Below are 26348 nucleotides of genomic sequence, written 5' to 3' on the forward strand. Positions count from 1 at the left end.
GTCTGTTATGCGTGCTGTTTTCAGGAACTTATCGGTCCTGTTTCATGAAATTATAAAATTCATGAATGTCTGATTTCTGCAAAACGCATTAGGCAAAGGTGCTGTGCTTCTGCATCCTTACGCCACAGCGTGGAGAATGACTGACGGAATACTCTGTCTCCCCTTACGCTATAAGGAGCGAATTTCATGTCTGATCTTGTTGTTCTGGGGTTTGACCATACCAATGACGCCACACTGGCGTTGGAAGAATGCCGGAAACTACAGAAAGAATACCTGCTCGATCTTGAAGACGCCGTGGTGGTGGTGCGTGATGCCGAGGGCAAGGTGCATTTGCACCAGAGCATCAACCTTGAAAAAGCTGGTGCATCCTGGGGCCTTTTTTCCGGCGGGTTCTGGGGCGTGCTGGTGGGGCTTCTGTGCCTGAACCCGCTGGCCGGGTTTGTAGCTGGCAGCGTGGTGGGCGCTGGGGCTGGCGCACTGGCGGGCAAGCTCTCTGATTACGGTATTGATGATAATTTCATCAAATCTCTGAGCGAGACCATTCCGCCCAATACCTCTGCCCTGTTCATTCTGGTGCGCAAAGCGCAGCCTGAAAAAGTGCTGGCAGATCTTCAGAAGTTCAAGGGCCACGCCCGTGTGCTGCAAACCTCCCTTTCCCCTGAAAGTGAAGCTCAACTGAAAAACGTACTTGAAAAAGCCGCTGTGCCACAGCCTGCCGCCTGAAACCCCACAGGCCAGGTAAAGACACAACAGGAATAGGGTGACAGAAGCGGTGCCCTATGCAGGGGCATGAATCCTTTTGCCAGCACGGGAAGGGATTCATGCCTGCTGTTGTTCCCCTATGAATAATCAGGAATTTTGCAAGACCTTACCCTTTGTTTCCGGCAGACACATCACAATCAGCAAGACTGCGCCATACGCGCAGGCGGCGAATAAGCAGATCGCCCTGCCCAGCCCCATGCTCTGACTTAAAAAGCCGATAAGGCCGGGAAAGAACGCCCCCATGGCGCGCCCAAAATTATAGGCAAATCCCTGCCCGTTTGCCCGCAACGCCTGCGGAAACAGTTCGGACAAATACGCCCCCAGACCGCTATAGATGCCCGATGCAGAAAACCCGAGCGGGAAGCCTGCAATCAGCATTTCCATATTGGTGAGTGGCAGCAGCAGGTAGGCAATCACGCTGCACAGGGAAAGCACGGCAAAAAAGGAAAATGTGGGTTTTCTGCCCCAGGCATCAGCCAGAAACGCCCCGCACACATACCCCAGAAACGAGCCGATAATCACCACCATCAGATATTCACCCGTATGGATGACAGAAAGCCCATGCTCCCTTTCCAGATAGGTAGGAAGCCATGTGGTAATGGCGTAATATCCCCCCTGAATACCAAGGCACAGCAACGCAGAAAGCGCGGTTGTTCTGAACAAAGCGGGGCTGAATATGGCCCAGAACGGCTGAGCCTGCGCTTTCTGCCGCGTGGCCTGTAGTGCTTGGAACCCCGCAGGTTCCGGTACATGACGCCGCACATACAGCACCAGAAAGGCTGGCAGAATGCCCACCCAGAACAGGCTGCGCCACGCCAGATGGGGCGGCAGCACACTGAAGGCCAGCGCGTAGAGCGCCGCCGCCGCACCCCACCCCACGGCCCAGCCGCTCTGGATCAGCCCGACCGCCTTCCCCCGGTGTTCGGGCCGCACAATTTCCCCCACCAGAACGGAGCCTACGGCCCATTCCCCGCCAAAGCCGATACCTTGCAAGGTGCGGACAATAAAAAGCTGTGTGAAATTCTGGCAAAACCCGATGAGGCATGTGCAGGCGGAAAACCACAGAATGCTGGCCTGAAGCAGCCGCACGCGGCCAAACCGATCTGCCAGAATGCCTGCGCCCCATCCCCCAATGGAAGAAAACAGCAACGTGACTGTCACCAATGCCCCGGCAGAAGCCGCGTTGATGTGCCACTGCGCAATAAGCGTGGTAATGACAAAGGTGAAAATCATGTAGTCAAATGCATCAAGCATCCAGCCGCCAAAAGCGGAGAGGCAGGTTGCTTTCTCTGCACGGGAAAGCCCAGTCAGCCACGTCATACTGTTTTCCAGTTTTTCTTATTATTGGAACAGACGATTTTAAAAAGGTTTTACTACGGGTTCAGTCTGGCGTCTTTTGCGCAAAACCGTAGAGCACCGCAGGGTTCCGCACCAGAATATGGTTACGTGTCACATCATCCGGTGCCCATTCCGCCAGCATGGAAAGCAGGTCTGTGGTGTCTGGCATGTCACGCACGGCCACATGGGGCCAGTCACTCCCCCACACCATGCGCTCCGGGTTGGCGCGGATCAGCGCCTGTGCAAGCGGCGTGACCTGCCGCATGTCCTCAAGGTTCTGCACCAGACGGTACGCGCCGGAGAGTTTTACCCACCAGCCTTCCTCCGCAACGCATTTTTCAAGCGCCCGCAGTGCCCCAACATCCTGCGCAACGGAAGGCGTAAGATAACCCATATGGTCTATCACCACCCCGCACCCAAGGCGCGCAATGCGGGGCAGCAGTTCCAGCCCGCGCGCGACATCAATCAGAAACTGCATGTGCCAGCCAAAGGGCGCAATGCGTGCGGCAATCTGCGCCATGCTGTCCAGCGCTACACCACCACGAAACAGGGCGTTAATGCGCACGCCCCGCACGCCCTCAGCATGCATCTGCTCAAGTGCTGCATCGCTGACAGTGGCATCAATCACAGCCACGCCGCGCAGACGGTCTGGATGGCGCGCCAGCACGTGACGCATATAGCGGTTGTCCGTGCCGTAAATGCTGGGCTGCACCAGAACACCACGCTGCAACCCCAGCGCATCCAGCATGGCCAGATAGGCGGCTTCCGGCGCGGGCGGCGGCGTGTAGCTGCGGTCTGGCATGAAGGGGTAACGGGCGGTATCCTCCGCAATCACGTGCGCATGGGTATCACAGGCAAGATCAGGCACCACAAACGTGGGACGCTGCAACGTTGCAAAGGGTGCCGGGCAGGTTACGGTTTCATCCACAGGCGCAACAGAGGAGGGCATGGGCAGACTCACTCAAAAAAATCGAGCGGATTCAATCCGCTTTCCGGGTGTTATGACACAGCAGCTTAACAAGCGTTTCCCGCGCCACCGTTTTTATTTTCCGTAACAACGGCGTGAAGATCACCCCATCCGCATGCAAAAAAGACCTGTGCCCAACCTGCCCACAGCATTCGGTCCACTATCCGCCCGTTTCCGTCCGTTACAAGGATTGACGGCAGCCCCCTGTCTCAGCCTACAGTTGGTTTCTTTTTGTACCCTTTTCTGGAGCATCTGTGCATGGTTGCGTCACGGTCTTTTTCCGCCCTTATGCTGGCAACCACCCTTACGGCTTTTTCAGGCACCGGTGCGGCCCTTGCGGCCCAACCCTTACCGCAAGTTGGTAACGCGCAGATTACCGCCGTTGCCCACCCCTACGCCGCACCGGAAGAGGCCCCGCAGGCCGTGGAAAACGCCTTTGCCGCAGCCCGCAAGACCAACCGCAAGGTGCTGATTGATTTTGGCGCAAACTGGTGCCCGGACTGCCGCGTGCTGGCAGGTGTGCTCAGCCACCCGGCCATTGCGCCATGGGTGCAGGAAAACTTTGTTGTGGTCTCAGTCAATGTGGACCACTTCAACAAGAACATGGATATTGCCCGCAAATATGGTGTGACAGTCAAAGCCATTCCGGTGGCTCTTATTGTCACGCCAGAAGGCAAGGTGCTGAACGCGGATACCACGTTGGAACTGGGCAATGCCCGCACCATGTCCGCGCAGGCCGTGGTGGACAAACTGGCGGAATGGTCCAAACGTTCGTAAGCCTTCTTCTCTCCGGGAGGCAGCGTTTTCCCGGCAGCTTTTTTGTTGTTAGCCAGCACAGATCCAAAACGGTGCTGGCAGGCTGCATAGGGGGCCTACTACCCCACCCACCATTGGGTCCATCCAGGGCAGCGCGCACGCTTCAAAGCTATTGCACATGAGCCTGCGCGTATGCGGCCAGTTGTTGGGCGCGCTGCACCAGTTCCGGCACATTGAACCCCTTTTGAGACGCCGCCACATGGCTTTCCGTCTCCACCCCCGTTTCCACCAGTTCGCCCCAGTAGGGTAGGTTCATTTGTATGGCCAGTGCCAAATTGCAGGGGTTCTGATGCTGCTGGGGCACCAGCTCACACACCACCGTGCCGGGCCGACACCATGCCAGATTGGCCATACCCGCGCCTAACGCCCCCACAACCAACCGCGCTCGCGCAAACAGCCGCATCTGACCGGCCACACTCTGGGTTTCCGGCCTTACAATGGTAAACCCGACCTGCGCCAAAGCCTGTGCCAGATCACCCTCATTGGGCATCAGACGGTTGGCGGCACCTCCGCGTTCAATAAACAGATCAAGCGTTCGGGCCTCCTGCCCCGTCACCCCGGCCTGCGCCGCCAGCGCGTGATAGGCCTGACGGGATGTTGGCAGAATGGAAAAATCCGCTGCGCCGCGCACGCAATCTGTGTAAATCACTTTGCGGAAAGCATATTGCCGCCCTGGCTCTGTCAGGGTGGCACGGGCCGGATCAAACCCGTTCATCCGCACGGTTTCCTCCTGCCACTCTGTCAGATGGGGCAGGATCAACCCGCCTCCAAACCCGCTTTGGCGCAGGCTGAACAGGGTGGGCACGGTGTGCACAACCCAGTGGTAATAATTGGTGCTCCAGTGGTCAAAACAGGCGGCCATGGCGGCTTGCCCCGGTGGGGCGGGCACCAGATCCTCCTTCCGCACGGTCAGCTCCGCCACGGCCTGCTGTGGTTGCAGATAGGCGGTATCCATAATGGGCCGTCCATCCTTGAGAAACACCATCAGCGTGCGGTCAAGCACTACATCTTCAAGCTCGTACTGCCGCAGAACAAGAGGCTCTGAAACCCAGCCACGGAACAGGGAGCGCGCCCCCTCTGGCAGGAACCCATCGTCCACCAGCCCGGCTGGCTGTGGCTGCGCATTATCCAGCACCCGCACATTGGACGCCGCTTCCGCCAGCGTAAGAGGCGCAGAAACGGCTGACGCCACGGAAGCCTTGCGGCGGAACAATCGGGCAAAAGAAAACATGGGTACTGCTTTGGCTAAATGAGACGCACCAGCCCCACGAACGAACTGGCACCCCGCATATCAGGCGGGCTGACCGATTTTAGGCCAGCGGAACACCAGATAACAGCCCCTCTCCCTGCACAGTATAAGCCTATGAGAGGCCGGGCATGGCCCTACTGCCGGTTCTCTTCTGCTAAGGGGGGCTCATTATCCGCAACTGTGGCGTGCTCGTAACAGTCGGTCCTGTTGCCTGCGTGGCGACATCCTACAGCCAGCGCTGAGAACCGAAAGGACCCGCTTGAACAAGACACGGCACGCCGCCTGTCTGCTCAGACGCGTTTAGCCCCCCCCGGTTAGAAGAGCAGGATGTTCCCCGCAGAGGAAGGGGCCCCAATGGGGCCATTCCGCCATGGCAGCGCCACGCCCCGCAGACCGTCCGTGCAGCGTGTTTACCATGCCCCCAAGCCTGTGCCATTTGCGCGGCCGCGTTATCTGCACCAATTTTGTACGCATCCTCTGCCGTCCCTGGCCCGTTCTGGTCTATAAGAGAACCACATCTGTTTTTTCCTACTCGAAAGTCCGTGCATGCCTTGCCGAGCCCTGCCCTGCTCTGTTCCGCCTGATCAAACCGCTGCCCCGCGCACGCGTGCTGTGTTGCGTAGTCTCTGGGCCGCAGGGGCCTGTGCCCTGCTGGCTGCGGTTACCATGGTGGCGGCAGGAGCCTGTCTGCCGCAGGCACAGGCGGCGGAAAGCGCGGCAGTCAGCACCGAACACAGCGTTGCCACACTGATAACCAACAGTGACACGGCAGACGGCAGCACGCCCCTGCGTGTAGCGCTACGCCTGAAGCTGCAACCGGGCTGGCACACATACTGGCAGAACCCCGGTGATGCCGGAGAGGCCACGGCAGTCACCATAACGGCGGAAGGGGGGCTGACTGGCAAAACCGACGCCATCCAGTGGCCCACACCTCAACGCATCCGTGATGCCTCACTGATGTCCTATGCCTATACGGGCGATGTGGTGTTGCCGCTTTCCCTGTCGTTGCATGCGGCAAAAGAGGCTGCTTCTGCCGAAAAAACCTCCGCCACAGGCGCAGATTCTGGCACGGGTGCCCCCACCACGCTTAAAGCACATGCAAGCTGGCTGGTGTGCGCCAGTGTCTGCGTGCCGGAGGAAGCAGACCTCAGCCTGCCTCTGGCGGCAGGCGCACCACATCCTTCCGCTCAAACGCCCCTGTTTGAGGCCGCTACGCAGACCACGCCGGTTCCTTCGCCTTATACCGCTACCCTTGCCGCAGATGGCACGTTGCGCGTGAGCGGGCAGGATCTCTCGCCCCGCGCAGTGAAGGAAGCGTGGTTCATGCCAGACAAGCCCGGCCTGATTGATCAGGCGGCCCCGCAGAACGAGGCCGTGCAGAACGGCGCTGTGGAACTGCACCTGAAACGCCTGCCCGACCTTGCATCAACCCAATCCCTTTCCGGCATTCTTGTTCTGAAAGACGCAGCAGGCAGCGAACACGCCCTGTATCAGACCGCCAAGCCCGCACCGGGTGACGCAGCAGGGACGCCCCCCCGCGGGGGAAGCACCACAGCCGCCACCAGCCTGACACAGGCCGGGTTTGGCCAGCAGGTTGTATTTGCGTTTCTGGGGGGGCTGATTCTGAACCTGATGCCCTGCGTCTTCCCCATTCTGGCCATGAAGGCTCTTTCCGTCGCCAAACTGGGCAAGGCGGAACGGCGCACACAGATTACCAGCGCAGGGTGCTATGCGCTGGGGGTGATGGTCACGTTTCTGGCCCTTGGCGGGTTGATGATGGCGCTGCGGGTGGCCGGTGCAGCAGAAGGCTGGGGCTTTCAGTTCCAGTCTCCGGTGTTTGTCACGCTCATAACATGGCTGCTGTTTGGCATGGCCCTGAACCTGCTGGGTGTTTTTGAATTCATGCCGGTATCTGGCGGGGTTTCAGGCACACCCAAGCACGGCCACTGGCATGATGTGCTGACGGGTATTCTGGCCGTGGTGGTGGCAACGCCCTGCACCGCCCCGTTCATGGGGGTGGCGATTGCCGGTGCGCTTTCCGGGCCGCCGGTTGCGGGGCTGGCGGTGTTTGCCGCCATGGGGTTGGGGCTGGCTGCCCCTTACCTGCTGTTGACCGCCATACCGGGCCTTGCTGCCCGCATGCCGCGCCCGGGCCCGTGGATGCAGTATCTGCGCCAGTTTCTGGCCTTTCCCCTACTCGGCTCCTGCGTCTGGCTGTTGTGGGTGGCGGCGCTGGAAGGCGGAGCCTCCGTTGTGCTGCTGCTTGCCACCGGCATGGTGCTGCTCAGTTTTGCCGCATGGCTGTATGGCGTGGCGCAGACCCGCTTGATCCAGCAAGGGCACACGCGCACCAATGCCGCCCTGCATGGGCTGGCGCTTCTGGGGTTATTGGGCGCACTGGCGCTTATTCCCGCCCTTCTGCACCAGCAGGGTTCTGCTGCGGCCAGCAGCCCACAGACCTCTGCCCTGCCTAAAGGCGTGGAGCCCTTCAGCACCGCCCGGTTTGAGGCCCTGAAGGCCGCAGGCAAGCCAGTGTTTGTGGACATGACCGCCGCATGGTGCATTACCTGTCTGGTGAATGAACGGGTGGCGCTGGATGTTCCCGCAACCCAGCAGGCATTTGCAAAACAGGGCATTACCGTACTGCGCGGAGACTGGACCAACCATGACCCCGCCATCAGCGCTTTTCTGAAAGAACGCGGGCGTGATGGGGTGCCGCTTTACATCTACAGCCCCGCCCACGGGCCGGAGGTCACCCTGCCGCAAATTCTGACACCGGGGCTGGTGATCAGCACACTCGAAAATCAGACAAAGTAAAAAACAGTAGGGCGTGGCGGGAGAGGGTAAACTACTCTCTCCCGCTTCCGCATTTAGGGGTTTCTAAAAACCCTCCTTTGGGGAATGGGTGACAAGCATAACCCTGTGGTAATCCTGCGCTTGGGAGATTCAGAATAGGGTTTTCAGAGCCTTACCCCTTCCACTCTTCACTCTTCACTCTTCACTCCGCGCTAGTGGTTACGCCCGGCCGGAGCAAGTGATGGGGCGTAAAAACTGCTTTTTCTTCCACAACTATTATCAACAGGCATCTTGCAAAAGGGATGATCTCAAACGCAAGAAGATCGGCCTGATACACCTGATGGGCCAGACAGCACCTTCAAGCAGCTTGGCATGCCCCCCTTAAAACCCCGTCTGAAGTGAGAAATAGGCACCCGTCTGGGTGCGGTAGGTTGCGATGGTGCCCAGCGATACATAAGCGGCTGTGATATTCAGGTGTTTGTTGACAAAATAGCTGGCGTACACGTCAAACCAGTTGCTTTCCGGCGTGAAGTTCTGGTTACGCGGTTTGGTTCGATATTCCACCCCCACCACAAGCCCCGGAATAAAGGACGGCAGATACCCAAGGGAACCTTCAAACTGCGGGTAATAATTATCGTTCCTGTCCCCCCCAAAGCCCAGAATACCCCACTGGTTGCCTTTGGTCAGCCGCAGGGTGGTATCAACCAGAATCCCTATTTTTGGGAAAAGCTTGGTAACAGCAACATAAACATCCGCGCCATCTGTATGTTTGGACCCCACGGCATGAATGACCTTGGCGTCTCCATCATGTTTGTACATGGCCCCGACTGACACCTGCGGCAGAAGTGTTTTATCCAGAACATGACCAAACAGACGCACCTTGATGCCGCCTGTATCCAGATCAAACTGATAGCCCCGGCCAATGCCCAGCTTGGCGCCCGTGCCGCCAGTCTGGAAGAAATTGTGAGAATAGGAGAGTTCAACGCGGTCATAAAACCCCATCAACGCCCCCACGTTCTGGTCCGTATAGTTGGTGACATTCACATAACTGTAGTGAAACGCCATACCCATGCTCTTTTTACTACCATACCCCCCAATGGTGGCCCAGCTTGCAATACCGCCACCGCTTGACCCTTCCAAAGAACTCAGCCCGCTGGTGCCCAACGTTCTCTGCCCATCAAAAAGCGCGTTGAAGGAAAGCGGATCAGGCTGACCCGCACCATCTTCCACCGAAGCAGGCTGTTCCGTTGCCGGATGAAGGGACACCGTCGTGCCTCTGGCAGCGGACGCACGCCCCACCGGCCGTTGGTTGCCTGTAGCCGCAACGGCTGCCGCTGTGCGAGATGTGGCCGCAACAGGTGCAGCGGTGGCAGCAAAGGCAGGCGCCAAGCCTGCCCAGATCGTAAAGAAAGATGCCGTAAGAACGCCACCAGCCCGCCCGGCATGCAACGTGGCAGAGAAAGGAAGCCTCTCCTCCCTTTTTGACGTCTGTTGTGAAAAAATGCGCCTGTGACTATGGTTTGTGACCCTGCTTTTTACGGACATCTCTCTCTCCCTTGGCGGGAACAGGCTACATAGCGGTTGCTGTCACTTGGCATCACGTGTCCGTTTATGGCGTAGCGGAAGAGAGGCAGACGGCCTTTGATCTCCTCATTCTGTGCGTATATGTTATTCAGTAACCGTAACAAGCGCCCTGAAAGCCACAAAAACCCTTACCTTGCCTTCTCAGAGCAGCGTGCAACCTACCCGCCGCACGCCACGCAGATGGCGCAGGGACACATACCAAAAAGACCGGCTTTTTCCCTTTTCCATGCTCTTTTTGCCACGTCAGGAGCATGCTGCCCTTCATACAGGCACGCTGGCTGGAACCGGTTGAGGCCTGAACGTTCGCGTTTGAACACCCCTTTCCCCACCTGTTACGGCTGAGGTTGCAAATCCATTCTAACAAAAATGTTATATTATAACATTTGAGCCTTTTGGAAATCTCGCTAGTCTATAAAAAACTCAATAAAATCCGATGAAAAGTCTGATCTGCATGCCGCGTACCCCGTCTTCTCCTCCCGATCGTGCTCTAGCTTCCGTGCTTGTGCTGGCTACGGCGCTCTCCGGCCTGTGTGGCACGCCTGAAGCAGATGCCGCCGCAGAAACATCCAGCACGACTAAGGAAGAAACAACGCGCGAGCAGAAAAAAGAAGACACAGCCCCTGCGCACCCGGAATATGTTACCGTAAAAAGCCACACCACCGCAGATGGTACCACAGGCCGCACCGCAGGCGGCGGCCTGATGCCGCAACAACGCGCGCCCCATGCACAGAGCGGCCTGACGCGGGATTATATTGCCCGCCAGAGCCCTACCGAAAGCCCGACTGCCATGATCGCCGCCCTGCCCGGTGTGATCTATTCCGCCAATGACCCGCTCGGCACGAATGATGACCAGCAGGGGCTTTCCATCCGCGGGCTGGACCAGACAGAAATCGGGTATCTGTTTGAAGGTGTGCCCGCTGCCCCGCCGCTTTTCCTGATGCCTTACACCTCCGCCACGGCAGATACGGAAAACATCAGTTCCGTCACCCTCACACAAGGCGCGGCGGAAGCCACGGCACCGCTTTACAACGCAGTAGGCGGCCAACTGAGCGTGCACATGATCAAACCGCGCAAAACAGCAGGCGGTTTGATGGATCTTTCTTACGGGTCCTATGCGCTCAACCGTGAATTCCTGCGGCTGGACAGTGGAGAAATAGGGCATACAGGCGTAACCGGCTTTGCGTCCTTTTCCTACCGCAACGCCAACCAGTGGCGCGGGGCCGGAGACAGCCCACGCTACCATGTGGACAGCCGCCTGTTACGGGAATGGGGCAAGGGCAGTTCTGCCTCGCTCATTTTTTCCTTTAACCGGCAGCGGCAATATTACCTGCGGGCTCCTACACTTACGCAGTGGCATGCCAGTGGCACCCAGTTCAATTATTCATCCCGTTATACGGAAGGTGACAGTTCCTATTACCTGTTGCAGGAAAACGCCCGTGCCCAAACCTTGCTGACAGCCCCGCTGGAATTCAGGCTGAACCGGCATTTCCATCTCTCGCTTACGCCCTATTTCATTTATGTCGCGGGGTATGACGGGTTTGGCACCACGCTTGACCCGCAGCACAGCTATCAGGGCAACCAGCCTGCCGGGCCGCTACAGGCCAGTGCAGGCCCCCAGACAGGCCAGATTACCGCTGTTGCAACGGATACCTTCAAGCAGGCGCATTCCGGCATCACGGCTTCCCTGCGCTGGGATGCAGGCCGCAACAGCCTGACAGGCGGCGCGTGGTATTCCTATTATGATTACTCCAATCCCTCGCGGTATGCTGCCGTGGATGCAAATGGAGGGGTTTCCAACATGCGGGGCTATTACCCTATTCTGACTGCATCAGGAGAACCGCTGACATCCTATAACTCGCATCTGGTGCAACAGGTTAATGCCCTGTTTGTGCAGGACCGTTTTCATGCCCTGTCCAACCGGCTGACGCTTTCCGCCACGTTTCGCGCCATTATGGTAACGCGCACCATCAGCAATCAGCTTGCAGGCGCACGCTACCGCAACGGGGCCAGCTATTTCTCGCCCCAGCCACAGCTTTCCGCCAGTTATGATCTGACACCGCAGGACCAGATCTTCCTGAACGGGACAACAGGGTTTCGCGCCCCCTCCGGCATTTCCAGCTATAATGACCGCTTCAACGTGGTCACCGGTGCACAGACCCGCAGCGCCACCAGTGACACCCGCCCCGAATACTCCATTGGCGAGGAAGTGGGCTACCGCCACACCGGGCTGGTGAACGTCTCCGCTGCTCTCTTCAATTACAACTTCACAAATCGCCAGATCAGCACAACAAGCAACCTGAATGGTGCGTTGGTGACGGAATCCCTCAATGGTGGGGGGCAGACAGCCCGCGGCGCACAGCTTGAGGTAGGGCTCAAGCCCTGGCACCATTTCAGCCCGTACCTCTCGGGCCAGTATATTCACGCCACCATAGACAATAACCTGAAATCCGGCATGGATTACCTGCCCACACGCGGCAAAAAAGCTATTCGTACACCCGATTTTTCCGGCACTATTGGCCTGTCCTATGATGACACGCATCTGTTTGGACAGTTCACGCTCAATTACGTGGGGCCCACCTATTCCACCTTCATGAATGATGAACGTATTCCGGGCTTTGTTACGGCCAATCTCAGCATGGGTTACCGGCTGCGGCAGGTGGGCTTTGCGCGTTCTCCCCAGATCCAGCTCAATCTGATCAATCTTGGCCAGTCGGGTTATCTGTCCGGGGTAAACAGCGTTTCCGCCAATGCCCGCACCACGCAGGGCGTTTACGGCACCACCATTGCCGGAAGAGCCCCCACCTATTTTGTCGGCGGTGGTTTTGCAGGGGTCGTCTCCGTCTCGACAGGTTTTTAAAGGCAGCTTGAAAAGTAACTATGGAGGGGTTGGAAACCCTCCAGCCCATCCTTCTTATGCGCAAGAACATCGCTGCGTTGTGGGGACTTCATAAAAGCCTCTTGAACCTCATATGCTCGAACCTCGCCTTGCACCTGTTTGTCATCAGAGCCAGAGGACAAAGTCTATCCTCAGATCGTTCTTGCTCATGTTTCCGGTCGGCTTTTAAACGCCAGCAAGGGATCGTCCTGCCTCTTCGCTATGCTGCTTTGTGGAACAGACGCCACAACGGCAACAGGAACTGACCAAAGCCACCCCCGATACAGAAAGACCACAGACGCTCCGCTCCCCCTCACGCTAACGTCTCTCTGATGGCGCAATAGGTCCTCTCCCTCCGGGCGCAGTGCGGCGGCTGTCCTTGCCCTGTGTGGGCTAAGGCATGCGCGCATGTTGTGTGAACGCTGGACATCGAGGCGAAGGGCGCATATCCCAAACGCATGCTTTTCTTCCCTGCACGGCCGTGTCCGGCAGCCCTTCAGCCGGTAGCCTTATCATGACCCAATCTGACGCACCTCATCTGGTTCTGGTGGATGGCAGCGGCTTCATCTTCCGCGCCTTCCATGCCCTGCCCCCCATGACCAGCCCGCACGGCGTGCCGGTAAACGCCGTGTATGGCTTCACCAACATGCTGGCCCGATTGCTGCGCGAACATGTTGGCACGCATCTGGCGGTCGTGTTTGATGCCGGGCGGCACACCTTCCGCTCAGACATCTACCCGCAATATAAGGCGCACCGGCCGGAACCGCCCGAAGATCTGCGCCCGCAGTTCGGGTTGATCCGTGATGCCACGCAGGCCTTCAACGTGCCCGGCATTGAACTACAGGGCTGGGAGGCAGATGATCTGATCGCCTCCTACGCCACGGCGGTCCGGAAGATGGGCGGCACCTGCACCATTATCTCCTCCGATAAGGATCTGATGCAGTTGATCGGCCCCGGCGTGTGCATGCTGGACCCCATCAAACAGACCCCCATCGGCCTGCCAGAAGTGGAAAAGAAGTTCGGCGTGCTGCCTGAAAAGGTGGTGGACGTGCAGGCCCTGATGGGGGACTCCACAGATAACGTGCCCGGCGTGCCCGGCATTGGGCCCAAGACAGCCTCCGCCCTGATCAATGAATTCGGCACGCTTGAAGCCGTGCTGGCCGCCGCGCCGGAGATGAAAAAATCCAAGCGGCGGGACATGCTGATCGAGCACGCGGATGCCGCCCGCCTCTCCCGCCAATTGGTGGAACTGGCGTGTGATGTGCCCCTGCCCATGCCGGTGGAAGAACTGGGCGTGCGGGAGCTGGATAAACCCGTTCTGGCCGACTGGCTGGAAGACATGGGCTTTGGTTCCGTGCTGAAACGGCTGGGCATGGGGCATCCTTCGGGCGCCCATGCACACCGGGCGGCGCACGCTATGGTTCAGGCATCTGTCAAAGGGGCTGCGGCACCAGACGCAGCCCCTGCTGCTGCTGGCCCCAGCGAGGCCGCAACCGCCGCCATGGCAGCCGCCTATGGCCCGTATGAAACCGTGCGCACGGCAGAAGCCCTGCAAAAATGGGTCAGCGCCGCGCAGGAAGCGGGCCTGTGCGCCGTGGATACGGAAACCGATGGGCTGGACCCGCTGCACGCCAACATGGTGGGGCTTTCCCTTGCCACGGCGCCGGGCAAAGCCTGCTACGTGCCGCTGCGGCATGAAGGCACGCTGGAAGAACCGGCAGGCGAACAGCTTACGGCAGACGCGGCACTGGACATCATGCGCCCGCTGCTGACGGATGAGAGCGTGCTGAAGGTGTTTCAGAACGCCAAGTTTGACCTGCTGGTGTTTGACCGTGCAGGGCTGGACTTCAGCACCATCGGCCCGGTGGATGACACCATGCTGATCTCCTACGCGCAGTCCGCCGGGTTGCATGGGCAGGGCATGGATGAGCTTTCCACCCTGCACCTGGGCCATTCCCCCATCAGCTATGACAGCGTAACCGGCACCGGCCGCAACCGTATTCCGTTTGCGCAGGTGCCCGTGGGCCGCGCCACGCAATATGCTGCGGAAGATGCGGATGTCACGCTGCGGCTGTGGCATGTGCTGCACCCCACCCTGCGCACCAATCAGGCGCTGGCGCTGTATGAGCAGATCGAACGTCCGCTCTCCCCGGTGCTGGCGGCCATGGAAAAAGCGGGCATTGCCGTTGACCGGGCGGAACTGGGCCGGTTGTCCGAAGATTTTGCGGCCCGTATGGCCGTGATGGAAAAAGACATCTACGAGACCGCAGGCCGTGAGTTCAATGTGGGCTCCCCCCGCCAGCTTGGCGAAATCCTGTTTGACGAGATGGGCCTGAAAGGCGGCAAGCGCGGCAAGGCTGGGGCATGGAGCACGGATTCCTCCGTGTTGCAGGATCTGGCCGATCAGGGCCACGCCCTGCCGGAAAAGGTGCTGGCATGGCGGCAGCTTGCCAAGCTGAAAAGCACCTATACGGATGCCCTGCTGCGCCAGACCACCACGGAAGACCGCGTGCATACGTCCTTCCAGATGGCCATCACCACCACAGGGCGGCTTTCTTCCAACGAGCCGAATTTGCAGAACATTCCCATCCGCACGGAAGAAGGTGGGCGTATCCGGCAGGCGTTTATTGCGCCCAAGGGCAAGAAGCTGGTGTCTGCCGACTATTCACAGATCGAACTGCGGCTGCTGGCGGATGTGGCGAACATTCCGGCCCTGCGGGAAGCCTTTGCGCTGGGGCAGGATATTCACGCCCGCACGGCGTCCGAAGTATTCGGTGTGCCGCTGGAAGGCATGGATGCCCTCACCCGCCGCCGCGCGAAGGCCATCAATTTCGGTATCATCTACGGGATCTCGGCCTTCGGGCTGGGGCGGCAGCTTGGTATTCCGGCAGGGGAAGCACGTTCCTATATTGATGCGTACTTCGCCCGCTACCCCGGCATCCGGGATTATATGGAGCGCATGCGCGAGGAAGCCCGCCTGCACGGCTATGTGCTCACCCCGTTTGGCCGCCGCTGCTACGTGCCGGGTATTCAGGAAAAAAGCGCGGCCCGCAGGCAGTATGCAGAACGGCAGGCCATCAACGCCCCACTTCAGGGGGGGGCTGCGGATATTATCAAACGCGCCATGGTACGCCTGCCACGCGCCCTGAAAGACGCCGGGCTCTCCGCCCGCATGCTGTTACAGGTGCATGACGAACTGCTGTTTGAAGCAGATGAAGCCGAAGCGGAAGCCGTGGCCGCTCTGGCCCGTGAGGTCATGGAAGCCGCAGCAACACTTTCCGTACCGCTGGTGGTGGAAACCGGCATTGGCCGCAACTGGGCAGAGGCACATTAAGACATGACTCCTTCTGAAAAACGCTTTGCACTGATTGGCGTTGCCATTTTGGCCGTTGCCGGTGCGGGCAGCTACATGGCCACCCGCTTTGCCATGCACCACGGCCCCACCCTGAGCACCTATGGCAATGAGGTTGGTGGGTCTTTCCGCCTGATGGACGCCACAACCGGCACCATGACGGACCAGACCTTCCGTGGCCGCTGGATGCTGGTGCTGTTTGGCGCCACCCACTGCGCACAGGATGCGTGTGAACCCGCCCTGCGGAACATGTCCGCCGCGCTGGACAAGGTGGACCCCGGCAAGCGCAAGGCTGTGATCATTTTTGTCAGCCTTGACCCGGACCGTGATGATGCAGACCGCCTGCGCCAGTACGGTGCGGCCATTGGCCCGCGCGTGGTGGCTGGCACCGCCGCCCCGCGCTCCTTGGAAGCACTGACGCAGGAATATCACGCAAAAATTGAAAAAGTGGATGACCCTGAATGGCAGTACACCATGCGCATGTCTCCCCGCTTTGTAGTGATGGACCCGGATACCCGCTATAAGGGCACTGTGGACGCCAACCAGAGCGCGGATGAAATGGCCGAGCACCTCGCCACCATCATGAAGCCGCAGGAGTAGGCTGTTAGCCGCCCTCCCGTTACCCGTCTTTCTGGTGAAAGGGGTTACGGGCCACGCCTCTCCCTAAAGGAGCAAAGTTGAGGGTTCGAAAAACCCACCTTTTTCAGTCACGACGGAATCATAACGTCTTGATACCGCTCGTGACAGAAAGGCCCGGATAGGGGTTTTCCGAACCCGCCAAGAGCACCGGACCGTCTGCAGGAAACAAAAACGGCAGCATGATACAGCGGCGTCTTATTTCACATAATGCACGGGCTTCGGTCTCCGCTGTGGGACTTTCGCCTTTATCGGCGGTCATTGAGGCAGCGTGCGGCTCTCACCTCCGCGCTCATGGCCGAAGGCGGCGGGTTGGTAAGGCGGCTCTTTGTGCGATTACGGGCATCATGCTGCTGGCCTCAAACGGGGAGGCTGCGGCCTCCGCCACGCCTGCTTCCGCTCCGTTGCCCCACAGTGGGGGCACCTTGCGTCTCACGGCTCAGAGTTCCGGTGGCACGCTGGACCCGCAGGTGGCGTATATGTCCCTCACCCGGCAGATTGAAACGCCGGTGTATGATACGCTGCTGGCCTATCCCAAATTCTCCGGCCCCGGCGCGCTGCCGGTTATTGCCAATCTGGTGGAACAGGTGCCCACGCCGGAAGAAGGGGGCCTGACCTACCGGCTCACACTGCGCAAGGGTATCCGCTTCTCCAACGGCCAGCCGTTGGGGGTGGAGGATGTTGCGGCCTCCTTCCGCAGAGTGTTCAAGGTCGGCAGCCCGACCGCTGGCCCGTATTACAGCCATATTGTGGGGGCGGACGCCTGCCTGAAAGACCCCGCCCACTGCACACTGGCAGGCGGTGTGGAAACAGATGCCGCCACCCGCAGCGTGGTGTTTCACCTCAGCACACCAGACCCGGATTTTCTGGAACATCTGGCATGGGGGCACGCCGCCATTCTGCCCGCCAGCACCCCGCCGCATGACATGGGCAATAGCGCGCCACCCGGCACCGGCCCCTACCGCATAACGGCTTATGACCCCACCCAGTATCTGGAGATGGAACGGAACCCATATTTTCAGGAATGGGCGCATGAAGCCCAACCCGCGGGCTACCCGGACCATATACGCCTGACCTTCGGGCTGGAGCCGGAATCTGAAGTCACGGCCATTGAAAACAACCAGTATGACTGGATGTATGAGGACGTACCGCTCGACAGGCTGGGCGAAGTTGGCTCACGCTATGCCGCACAGGTGCAGCTTTATACATTGCTGCTGTATTATTACGCGGCCCTGAACACCACACTGCCGCCGTTCAATTCCCTCAAGGCGCGGCAGGCGCTGAATTACGCCGTCAATCGCCATGCCATGGTGATCTATCATGGTGGCCCTGCCGTAGCCGTGCCGCTCTGCCAGCTTCTGCCCGAAGGCGCGCCGGCTCATCAGTCGTCCTGCGCCTACACCAAAGGAGCCTCACCCGAACATCCCGCCGCGCGATGGCAGGCCCCGGACCTTGAAACCGCCCGCAGGCTAGTGCGGGAGAGTGGCACGGCAGGGCAGAAAGTCACCATCGTCGCGCCGCTGGATGGGCGCTACGGCTCCATGGCCATGGAACTGCGCAGCACGCTTGCCGCCATCGGGTATGATGCCGTGGTGCGCAGCATGACGCAGACAGTGCAGTTTCCCTACGTTCAGAACAGTGACAATCACGTGCAGGTCGCGCTGACAGGATGGCAGGCGGATTATCCTTCCGCCGGAGGCATCCTGCACACGCTGTATTCGTGCGAGAGCATCCACCCACATTCCGATAACTCGCTGAACATGTCCGCCTTTTGTGACCCCACCATTGAAGACCAGATGCAGCACGCCGCCACCCTTGCGCTGACTGACAAACCCGCCAGCGCACAGGCATGGGCAGCAGTAGACCGGGCACTGATGGCACAGGCGCCCTCCGTGCCGCTGGTGCAGATCAAACGGGTTACGCTGTTGTCAAAACGCGCGCGTAACGTCATCGTAACACTCAATGATGAAATTCTGCTCTCCCAGCTTCAGATCCAATGACGGCTGATTGTTCTTCTGCTTCCGGCACGGGTGTTCCGGTGCCCGCACCCGCGCGCCCGGCTGGCCCCTGGCGCAAGGCGGGCCGCACGCTGCTGCGCAACCGCTCCGCCATGGCAGCGCTTGGCGTGCTGGTGTGCATGACCATCGCCTGCCTGCTGGCCCCCCTCTATGCGCACGATGTGGCGCGGGTGGACCCGTTCACCTCCAACGTGGCAGGCAGCATAATGCTTGATGGGCATGAGGTGGACATCATGCAGCCCAATGATAACCCGCTGCATCTGGGCCTGAGCCCCATCGGGCCGACGGGCCACGCCGCTTACCTGCTTGGGGCGGACAGTCAGGGGCGCGATGTTGCGGCCCGCCTGCTGTATGGGGGCCGTAACTCGCTGCTGATTTCCGCCTGTGCAGCGGTGCTATGCCTGCTGCTGGCCGCCACCGCAGGCATTGCCGCCGGTTTTTTTGGCGGGCTGGTGGATACCGTGCTCTCCCGGTTGATGGATATCATGTGGGCGGTGCCGGTCTATCTGTTCGCTATCTCGCTTTCCATTGTTACGGTCAGTCAGGGCCTTAAGCTGGGGCCGTTCGTGATCGAGGCAGATAATCTGCTGATCCCCATTGTCATTATTGCGCTGGTATATGTGCCCTATGCCGCGCGGCCCATTCGTGGCCGTGTGCTGGCATTGCGGCAGGCGGAATTTGTTACGGCGGCGCGCTGCCTTGGCGTGCCCCGCTGGCGCATTGTGCTGTTTGATATCCTGCCCAACGTGATGACAACGCTGGTGGTGCTCGGCCCGCTGCTGATGGCGCTGGCCCTGCTGGCGGAAAGTGCGCTCTCCTTTCTCTCCATTGGTGTGCAGGCCCCTGCGGCGTCCTGGGGCACCATCATTCAGGATGGCGAAGGGCTGATCTACACGCGCCCCATGGTGGCCGTGGCCCCCGGCCTTGCCATTGTGATTGTGGTGCTGGCGCTGAACATTCTGGGCGATGGCCTGCGGGACGCGCTGGATGTGCGTGATGCCGCACGGCGGTCTTCATGAAGGAGCGCACGCCATGATCACTGCCCTGCTGCGCCGCCTTGGGCAGACAGTCTTTGTGCTGTTCGGTATTTCCGCGTTGGTGTTCTGCGTGTTCTTCGCAACACCCGGGGCAGACCCCACCGCCCGCATTGCCGGGCGCAACGCCTCCCCCCAGACCATGGAGAAAGTGCGCAAGGAATACGGGTTCGACCGCCCCTTGCCCGTGCAGTACGCCACCATGATGAAGAAACTCTTCATCACGCGCGATCTGGCCTCCTACGTGGACCGTGGCGAACTGGTTGTGCCGGAAATTGCCCGTGCGGCTCCGGTTACTCTGTCTCTGGTATGCGGGGCGGCGCTGATCTGGGTGGTGGCCTCCATTGCCATGGGCACGCTGGCCGCCGCCATGAAGGGCACATGGGTGGACCGTGGGCTGATGATGCTGGGGCTGATTGGCATTTCCATGCCGGTGTTCTGGCTGGGCCAGGTGGCCAACCTTATTACCCAGAGCCGCTACCATGATACGTGGCTGTTCTCCTGGGTGCCGGGGCTGGGCTACGTGCCGTTTACGGAAAGCCCGCTCGGCTGGTTCAAGGCGCTGGTCATTCCGTGGGTGGTGCTGGCCGTGATGTTCATTGGTATCTACAGCCGCGTGCTGCGGGCTGATCTGGTGGCGCTGGCGGGTGAAGACTTCATGCGCACGGCACGGGCCAAGGGGCTTTCCCCCACCCGTGTGCTGCTGCGCCATGGGTTGCGCACCTCCATGGTCACATTTGTCTCCCTCTTCGGGCTGGATTTCGCGCAGCTTGTGGGCGGCGGCGCCCTGCTGACGGAAGTGGTGTTCGGGCTGCCGGGCGTGGGTCGGCTGACCTATCAGGCGCTCACCAATCTGGACCTGCCGCTGATCATGGCCACGGTCATGTATTCCGCCGTGTTTGTTGTGCTTGCCAATGCAGTGGTGGACAGCGTTTACCTGCTATTGGACCCAAGGGTACGTGATGCCAGATAACTTTCCTTCCGCACCCCGTCAGCCCTCCCCCACGCAGCACACCGCCGCGCCGCTGCTGGCGGTGCGTAACCTGTGCGTCAGCTTTCCCTCCGGCGGCAGGATGATCCCCATTGTGGAGAATGTTTCCTTCACACTGGCGGAGCGGGACATCTTGGGGCTGGTGGGGGAATCCGGCTCCGGCAAATCCGTAACCGCCATGGCGCTGATGGGGCTGATAGACAGCCCCGGCGTGCAGATCACCGGCTCTGCCCTGTTCCGGGGGCAGGAACTGGTGGGCCTGCCGCAAAAGCAGTTGCGCCGCCTGCGCGGGCGGCAGATTGCCATGATCTTTCAGGACCCCATGACAGCCTTTACGCCAGTCTACACCATAGGCTGGCAGATTGATGAGCAGATCCGCGCGCATGAACGCCTCTCCCGCAAGCAGGCCCGCGCCCGCACGGTGGACCTGCTGGCAGAAATGGGCGTGCCGGACCCTGCCCGCACGGCAGACCGCTACCCGCACCAGCTTTCGGGCGGCCTGCGCCAGCGCGCCATGATTGCCATGGCGCTCTCCTGCAACCCGGCACTGCTGATTGCTGATGAACCCACAACCGCGCTGGACGTGACCGTGCAGGCCCAGATTCTGGACCTCATCCGTGGTCTGCGCACCGCCTATGGGTCTTCCGTCCTGCTGATCACGCATGACATGGGCGTGGTGGCGGAAACGTGTGACACGACATTGGTACTGTATTCCGGCCGGGTGGCGGAAACCGGGCCGACACAGGCGCTGTTTGCTCAGCCGGGGCACCCTTACACCGCCGCATTGCTGGCCTCCATTCCGCCGCTGGATGGCCCACGCCCAGAGCGCCTGCCAGCCATTGCCGGTGCCCCGCCCGTTCCGCCGGAACGCCCCGCGGGTTGCGCCTTCAGCCCCCGCTGCCACTACGTGCATGAAGCCTGCCTGCCCGCCCCTCCACCGCCGCTGGTACCCGTCGGCCCACATCAGAGCGCTGCCTGCGTGCTATCCACGGAGGGCACGCCGTTGCCCCCACGGCTGATATCGGCATGTGCTTCAGCCGCTGCGTCCATACGCCATCAGGCAGCTCCCACGCCCCCGCCGTCTCATGGGGAGGTCTCCCCATGAGTGTGCTATCCTGCACTCTCTCCTCCATGCGGGAGCACACGGCATGAGTGCTTTTCCCGTGTCCTCTCCTGAACAGGGTGGCGCGCCGCTGCTGAGTGTGCGGGCGTTGCGCAAGACCTATTCCCTCCCACGGGGGCAGACGCTCAAGGCAGTGGATGGCGTTTCGCTTGATGTTCTGCCCGGTGAGGTTCTGGGGCTGGTGGGTGAGTCCGGTTGTGGCAAATCCACGCTGGGGCGATGCCTGCTGCGGCTGACGGATGTCTCCTCCGGCCAGATCACGTTTGAGGGGCAGAACATCACCCATCTGGGCGAGCGCGCGTTGCGGCCCCTGCGCCAGCGGATGCAGATGGTGTTTCAGGATTCCTACGCCTCGCTCAACCCGCGCCGCCGCATTGGTGATCTGCTGGCCGAGCCCCTGCGCGTGCATCCCGGCCCGGACGGGCGCAAACGGCCTGCCGCTGCCATCACCGCCCGCCTGCATGAGTTGATGGACCTTGTCAGTCTGCCGGTTGCCGCGCTGGACCGCTACCCGCATGAGTTTTCAGGCGGCCAGCGGCAACGCATCAACATTGCCCGTGCGCTGGCGCTCTCTCCCCGGCTGGTGGTGGCGGACGAACCCGTTTCCGCGCTGGATGTGTCCGTGCAGGCTCAGATTGTGAACCTGTTTGCTGATCTGCAAGCCCAACTGGGGCTGACCTACGTGTTTGTGGCGCATGATCTGGCGGTGGTGCGGCAGATTTCCACCCGCGTGGCGGTCATGTACCTGGGCGCTGTGGTGGAACTGGGTGAAACGGATGACGTGCTGCATCACCCGGCCCACCCCTACACCGCAGCCCTGACGCAGGCGGTGCCCCGCCCGGTGGTGGGCGCGCCCCGGCACCCGCCCCTGCGCGGCGATATTCCAAGCCCGGTGGCCCGGCCCTCCGGCTGCCGTTTTCATACACGCTGCCCCATGGTGCAGGACCGCTGCCGCGTTGAAGACCCTGCGCTGCATACGGTGCGCCCCGGCCATCAGGTCGCGTGTCACTTTCCACTGGCGGCGGACTGAAAGGGCCAGTATGCAGGGGCTTCCCTGCGCCTGCCGGAGAAACCCTGAGCCCGCATGTTCCGCTTTTCTGCTTTAAGTGCCTGCCTGCGCTTTTACAGTTCTCTGATGGTGATTGCCGTCATTTTTCTGGCGCTGGATGCTGGGTCTTTCGTGCTGCGCCATCTTCTGCCTGACGGCCCCCGCCTCCGCAGGCTGGGGCGGGCGTGGCTGCATGGCGTCGCGCGGCTGGCTATCCGCTATCTTCAGGCAGCGGGCATTGTGGCGTGTGATATGGATGCATTGGCCCCGCTGCGCACGGAGCACAACCTTGTGCTGGTGGCCAATCATCCCTCTCGGTTGGATAGCCTGATTCTGGCTGCCGCCCTGCCCAACATGACCTGCGTCACCAAAGCCTCCATCTGGGAGCGCCCCACCTTGGGCAGCACGCTGCGCACGGCGGGCTACCCCCGGCATGACAGCCTTTTGCGCCTGATTGGCCCCGCCAGCCAGAGCCTGAAAGAAGCGGGGCAACTGCTGCTGTTTCCGGAAGGCACACGCTCCCGCCCCGGTGCGGAACCTGGTGCGTTTCAACCCGGCTTTGCTGCCATTGCCCAGCGCACACGGGCAGACGTGCAGCCATTGCTGATTGAAACCAATTCCCCATATCTGTCACAGGGCTGGCCCTTTCTGCGTCGCCCGCCCCTGCCCATGCGCTACCGCGTGCGCCTCGGCCCCCGCTTTCCCGCCCCGGCACGAGATGAAGCCAGCGGCCGCGCCTTGGTGGACGCCGTTGAAACCCTGCTGAAGCAGGAACTGAGCACACCCAAAGCAGACTTCTAAGATCTGCCAGAAGAGGCCGTTTAAAAGACTTTTTGAAAAGTTGAGGATATCAGTCCGGTTGTCTTTCAACAGCGAAACAGGGTCGGTTTCGCTCAGATAGTCCCATTGGAAGCCGATAGAACCGGCATTTCAGGCTTAAACGCTCGTTGTGCCGGGCAAACGCTGGCTTTTCACATATGAAACGCCTTAGTCGCCCTTATCTCCATATTCTTAAACACCGTTCTATTCTTGTCAGGCCAAAAGAGATCTTGAAAGAACCTTATGGGGTATGACCACAAAAGTAGCGCCCCCCATTCCCTCAGCCCCAGCTAATGCCTAGATCGCGCCCTCAATCTCGGTCACGCGAGAGACGCACTCGCGGAAATCCTTCGCTTTTTCCATAAAGCCCACCATGCTGATGACCCATGTGTCCTCATCTCCTGTGGGGAAGCCAATCACCAGCCAGCCGCTATGTGAGAGACCTGTAAACAGGATACGCAGATCATCCATATCCAGCGTGGTGGAAAGCGTGTCATTCGCGCCGAACATGGTATAGCTCTGCTGCCATTTTTCGGCTTTTGCGCTCTGGAAGATCAGCTTGATGTTCTCGCCCGTCATGTCTGGCCAACTGGTTTCCTCCACCATGAGCGTATGGTGCGGGTAGGTGCGCTGGCCTGTCAGCAACGCCAGTTTACGCCCATCGCTGAATGTACCTTCAAGCTGACAGAACGCGCCGCCATCCTTGCTGTCAGACTGTTTGACGTCCCACGTCCCGGCATCCGGCACCACCACTTTGGGAGAAGGCTCCGCCTGCTGCGCGCTGGAGGCCGGTGGCGGCTTCTGCGCCCACGCAGCCCCGCCGCTGGAGACCAGCAGAAAAAGACACCCCCCTAAAACGCTCAGTCTGGTCATGCTCTTACGCTCCCGTCATGCCGCTATGGTAGAGGCCGCACCTGCTGTTTGACAATCAGGGAATGATGGACAGATCAAAAGACCAATGGACCTTCCAGATCCAGCACCGGCTTGGCGCCCACATGTTCCACCCGCTGCTTGCCCTTTGCACCCAGTTGATAAAACCGCAGGCTGTCCTTGCTCTCATCTGCCTCCGCCAGCAGACGGTGCCGCAACTCCGCCCATTGGGCCGGGTCAACCTCGCACTCAAACACGGAATGCTGCACACGCTGCCCGTAATCCAGACACGCACGGGCTACACGCCGTAACCGCCTTCTGCCTGCTGCGTCCTGAGTGTTCACATCATAGGTTATTAAAACCAGCATGACTTATTTCCAGATAAACGCCGGGTAGGCATCCAGATCTCCCCTCAGATGACGGGCCAGAAGCAGTGCCTGCACATGGGCCACCAGGCCGAACGTCATGCTCTCGTTCAGGAAAGGGTGACGCACTTCCTTCTTTTTTCGTTCCTGCCAGGCTGTCAGCACCGTTTTACGCGCGTCATCCTGCAAGGTCACGCCTCCGCCTTCATGGCACACAAAATCTTCCGCCCTGATCTGCCCCCGGTTGATAAGGCTCAGCGCAACCCGATCAGCCAGAACAGGACGCAGTTCTTCCATAATATCCAGCGCCAGACTGGCTCTGCCTGGTCGATCAGCGTGCAGAAACCCCACCTGCGGGTCCAGCCCCACGCTCTCCAGTGCGGAACGGCAATCATGCCCCAGCAAGGCGTATAAAAAAGACAACAGGGCATTCACCCGATCCAGCGGTGGTCTGCGCGACCGCCCGCCAAAATGGAACGCCGGATTATCTGAACGCACAAACCGCGGAAAAACGCCAAAATATACTCGCGCAGCCTCACCTTCCACACCACGCAAAGTTTCCATATCCGTCACGCGCACAATGCGCCGTGTAGTATCTGTCAACCATGCTTCCGCTGCCTGAAGAGCTTGCGTCGCCTCCGCCGGAAGAGAGGCCCCGTAATCACGCAAGGTTCGCCTGACCACCGTACGCTGGTTGGCTACCTTTGCCGCCACCACATGACGGGCAATGGCGATACTCCGTGCAGGATCATCTGCAACACGATACTGCGTGCGCCGCAACAGCACATTGCCAGAACGTGGCCCTTCAACCCGCGCCAGAAACCGCCCATATGGCGAGAGGTAGGAAAACGCGATACCTGCTTCCGCACAGGCAGCCAGCAATGCGGGCGAAGCCCCTATGTGGCCAAAACACATGATGCCTTCCAACAGATGCAATGGTGCGCGGCCACGCTCCTTGCCCTCCACCTCCACCACAACATTTGCCCCATCTTTTTTCAGCCAGGCATTTTCAGTGGTAACATAAATGGTGTTCAGGTGCTTACGCATCAGCCTTCAGCTTTCCAGAGTTTTCAGAAACCAGGCATGAGCAGATGCCTTTTTCTCCAACCGGCGCGGCTGACACATTTCCTCCAGAGAGCACTGCCCACACGCCTTGCGCCACACGGGCGGCGGTGTTTGCCCGGATGCAAACAAAGCCTGTACGGTCTGCGCGATATCCCGCGTCAAAGCGCGCAAGTTCTCATCAAACACAACAATGGTGCGCCTGTGCGGCCTGCCATAAAACAGCGCCCCTTCCGGCACCGGACAGCCGAACATTTCTTCCAGGCACAGGGCCTGCGCGCAAAGCTGCACCTCATCCGCCCGATGCGGTTTGGGGCTGCCCCGTTTGTATTCTACCGGGTAAGGTCGGGCCATCTCTCCCTTGCCGTGCAGTTCCACAACATCCGCCTTGCCAAACACCCCCAGCAGGAAAGAGCGCAAAGGCACGGCCCGCAGGATTTTCACACCCCGCCTGCGTTCAGGTAGTCCGGCATCCACCGTTTCATGCAGGATGCGGCCTTCCGCCGTGGCACCATTTTCCGCCCATTGTTGTTCCACGTGAATCAATGCGCACTGGCGCGGGCAGAACAGGTAGTGCTGCAAAGCCGAAATGGGAACAAGGCGGTCTTCCTCCTCCCGCGCTTTCGGCTCTGGCATCATGCTG

General features: G+C 60.1%; 20 protein-coding genes. 12 read left to right on the plus strand and 8 right to left on the minus strand.

Going from position 1 to position 26348, the window contains the following annotated elements; all coding sequences use genetic code 11:
* The first annotated feature begins 186 nt into the window (after positions 1-186).
* Entirely contained in the window at positions 187-723 is a 537-nt protein-coding gene (locus QWU00_RS04285) for a DUF1269 domain-containing protein (RefSeq protein WP_035379926.1), read from the plus strand.
* Positions 724-849: 126 nt separating this feature from the next.
* Here the strand turns inward: QWU00_RS04285 and QWU00_RS04290 are convergent, their stop codons facing one another.
* Together QWU00_RS04290 and QWU00_RS04295 are read right to left on the minus strand one after the other, a co-directional pair.
* Positions 850-2082: an MFS transporter gene (locus QWU00_RS04290; RefSeq protein ID WP_035379924.1), complete on the minus strand. Its 1233-nt coding sequence runs from the start codon at positions 2080-2082 to the stop codon at positions 850-852.
* Positions 2083-2143: 61 nt separating this feature from the next.
* Complete coding sequence (locus tag QWU00_RS04295; protein WP_035379970.1) at positions 2144-3049, minus strand: amidohydrolase family protein; 906 nt, start codon at positions 3047-3049, stop codon at positions 2144-2146.
* 276 nt (positions 3050-3325) lie between these two features.
* Here QWU00_RS04295 and QWU00_RS04300 point away from each other — a divergent pair, with 276 nt between their 5' ends.
* Positions 3326-3844 carry a thioredoxin family protein gene (locus QWU00_RS04300; protein WP_035379922.1) on the plus strand — a complete coding sequence of 173 codons (519 nt, stop codon included), beginning with the start codon at positions 3326-3328 and terminating at the stop codon, positions 3842-3844.
* A gap of 148 nt (positions 3845-3992) precedes the next feature.
* On the opposite strand, the gene QWU00_RS04305 is transcribed toward QWU00_RS04300, so the two are convergent.
* Complete coding sequence (locus QWU00_RS04305) at positions 3993-5114, minus strand: glycosyltransferase family 61 protein (RefSeq protein ID WP_052051325.1); 1122 nt, start codon at positions 5112-5114, stop codon at positions 3993-3995.
* Between the two features lie 564 nt (positions 5115-5678).
* On the opposite strand from QWU00_RS04305, the gene QWU00_RS04310 reads away from it, so the two are divergent.
* A complete protein-coding gene (locus QWU00_RS04310; protein ID WP_081939039.1) occupies positions 5679-7949 on the plus strand; it encodes a protein-disulfide reductase DsbD family protein in 2271 nt (756 codons plus the stop codon).
* A 360-nt stretch (positions 7950-8309) separates the two neighbouring features.
* On the opposite strand, the gene QWU00_RS04315 is transcribed toward QWU00_RS04310, so the two are convergent.
* Positions 8310-9317 carry a DUF3034 family protein gene (locus QWU00_RS04315; protein WP_231551670.1) on the minus strand — a complete coding sequence of 336 codons (1008 nt, stop codon included), beginning with the start codon at positions 9315-9317 and terminating at the stop codon, positions 8310-8312.
* Positions 9318-9963: 646 nt separating this feature from the next.
* Between QWU00_RS04315 and QWU00_RS04320 the strand changes: the two genes are divergently transcribed.
* From QWU00_RS04320 to QWU00_RS04360, 9 genes are all read left to right on the plus strand, one after another.
* Entirely contained in the window at positions 9964-12369 is a 2406-nt protein-coding gene (locus QWU00_RS04320) for a TonB-dependent receptor (RefSeq protein WP_231551669.1), read from the plus strand.
* A 532-nt stretch (positions 12370-12901) separates the two neighbouring features.
* Complete coding sequence (gene polA, locus QWU00_RS04325; protein WP_035379962.1) at positions 12902-15721, plus strand: DNA polymerase I; 2820 nt, start codon at positions 12902-12904, stop codon at positions 15719-15721.
* A 3-nt stretch (positions 15722-15724) separates the two neighbouring features.
* Positions 15725-16339 carry an SCO family protein gene (locus QWU00_RS04330; RefSeq protein WP_035379916.1) on the plus strand — a complete coding sequence of 205 codons (615 nt, stop codon included), beginning with the start codon at positions 15725-15727 and terminating at the stop codon, positions 16337-16339.
* Between the two features lie 218 nt (positions 16340-16557).
* Positions 16558-18375: an ABC transporter substrate-binding protein gene (locus QWU00_RS04335; protein WP_231551668.1), complete on the plus strand. Its 1818-nt coding sequence runs from the start codon at positions 16558-16560 to the stop codon at positions 18373-18375.
* Positions 18372-19412 (plus strand): ABC transporter permease, encoded by a 1041-nt coding sequence (locus QWU00_RS04340; protein ID WP_006559412.1) that lies wholly within the window; start codon positions 18372-18374, stop codon positions 19410-19412. The genes QWU00_RS04335 and QWU00_RS04340 overlap by 4 nt, the downstream gene beginning before the upstream one ends.
* Positions 19413-19425: 13 nt before the next feature.
* Complete coding sequence (locus QWU00_RS04345; protein ID WP_035379956.1) at positions 19426-20400, plus strand: ABC transporter permease; 975 nt, start codon at positions 19426-19428, stop codon at positions 20398-20400.
* Positions 20390-21523, plus strand: coding sequence for an ABC transporter ATP-binding protein (locus QWU00_RS04350; RefSeq protein WP_081939038.1), 1134 nt, complete (start codon positions 20390-20392; stop codon positions 21521-21523). Before QWU00_RS04345 ends, QWU00_RS04350 begins: the two co-directional genes overlap by 11 nt.
* A 43-nt stretch (positions 21524-21566) precedes the next feature.
* Positions 21567-22571, plus strand: coding sequence for an ABC transporter ATP-binding protein (locus QWU00_RS04355; RefSeq protein WP_052051322.1), 1005 nt, complete (start codon positions 21567-21569; stop codon positions 22569-22571).
* Positions 22572-22625: 54 nt separating this feature from the next.
* On the plus strand, positions 22626-23390 hold the full coding sequence (locus QWU00_RS04360) for a lysophospholipid acyltransferase family protein (protein WP_035379914.1): 765 nt from the start codon (positions 22626-22628) through the stop codon (positions 23388-23390).
* 315 nt (positions 23391-23705) lie between these two features.
* Here the strand turns inward: QWU00_RS04360 and QWU00_RS04365 are convergent, their stop codons facing one another.
* The 4 genes from QWU00_RS04365 to cas4 all read right to left on the minus strand — a co-directional run bounded on the left by QWU00_RS04365 (position 23706) and on the right by cas4 (position 26344).
* A complete protein-coding gene (locus QWU00_RS04365; RefSeq protein WP_035379911.1) occupies positions 23706-24281 on the minus strand; it encodes a hypothetical protein in 576 nt (191 codons plus the stop codon).
* 74 nt (positions 24282-24355) lie between these two features.
* The gene (gene cas2 / locus QWU00_RS04370; protein WP_035379909.1) at positions 24356-24646 is read right to left on the minus strand and encodes a CRISPR-associated endonuclease Cas2; all 291 of its coding nucleotides are present in this window, start codon (positions 24644-24646) and stop codon (positions 24356-24358) included.
* Between the two features lie 3 nt (positions 24647-24649).
* Complete coding sequence (gene cas1c, locus QWU00_RS04375) at positions 24650-25690, minus strand: type I-C CRISPR-associated endonuclease Cas1c (protein WP_035379906.1); 1041 nt, start codon at positions 25688-25690, stop codon at positions 24650-24652.
* A 6-nt stretch (positions 25691-25696) separates the two neighbouring features.
* Entirely contained in the window at positions 25697-26344 is a 648-nt protein-coding gene (gene cas4 / locus QWU00_RS04380; protein ID WP_150395673.1) for a CRISPR-associated protein Cas4, read from the minus strand.
* Between the last annotated feature and the right edge of the window lie 4 nt (positions 26345-26348).

Source organism: Acetobacter tropicalis (assembly GCF_030644465.1).
Lineage (GTDB): Bacteria > Pseudomonadota > Alphaproteobacteria > Acetobacterales > Acetobacteraceae > Acetobacter > Acetobacter tropicalis.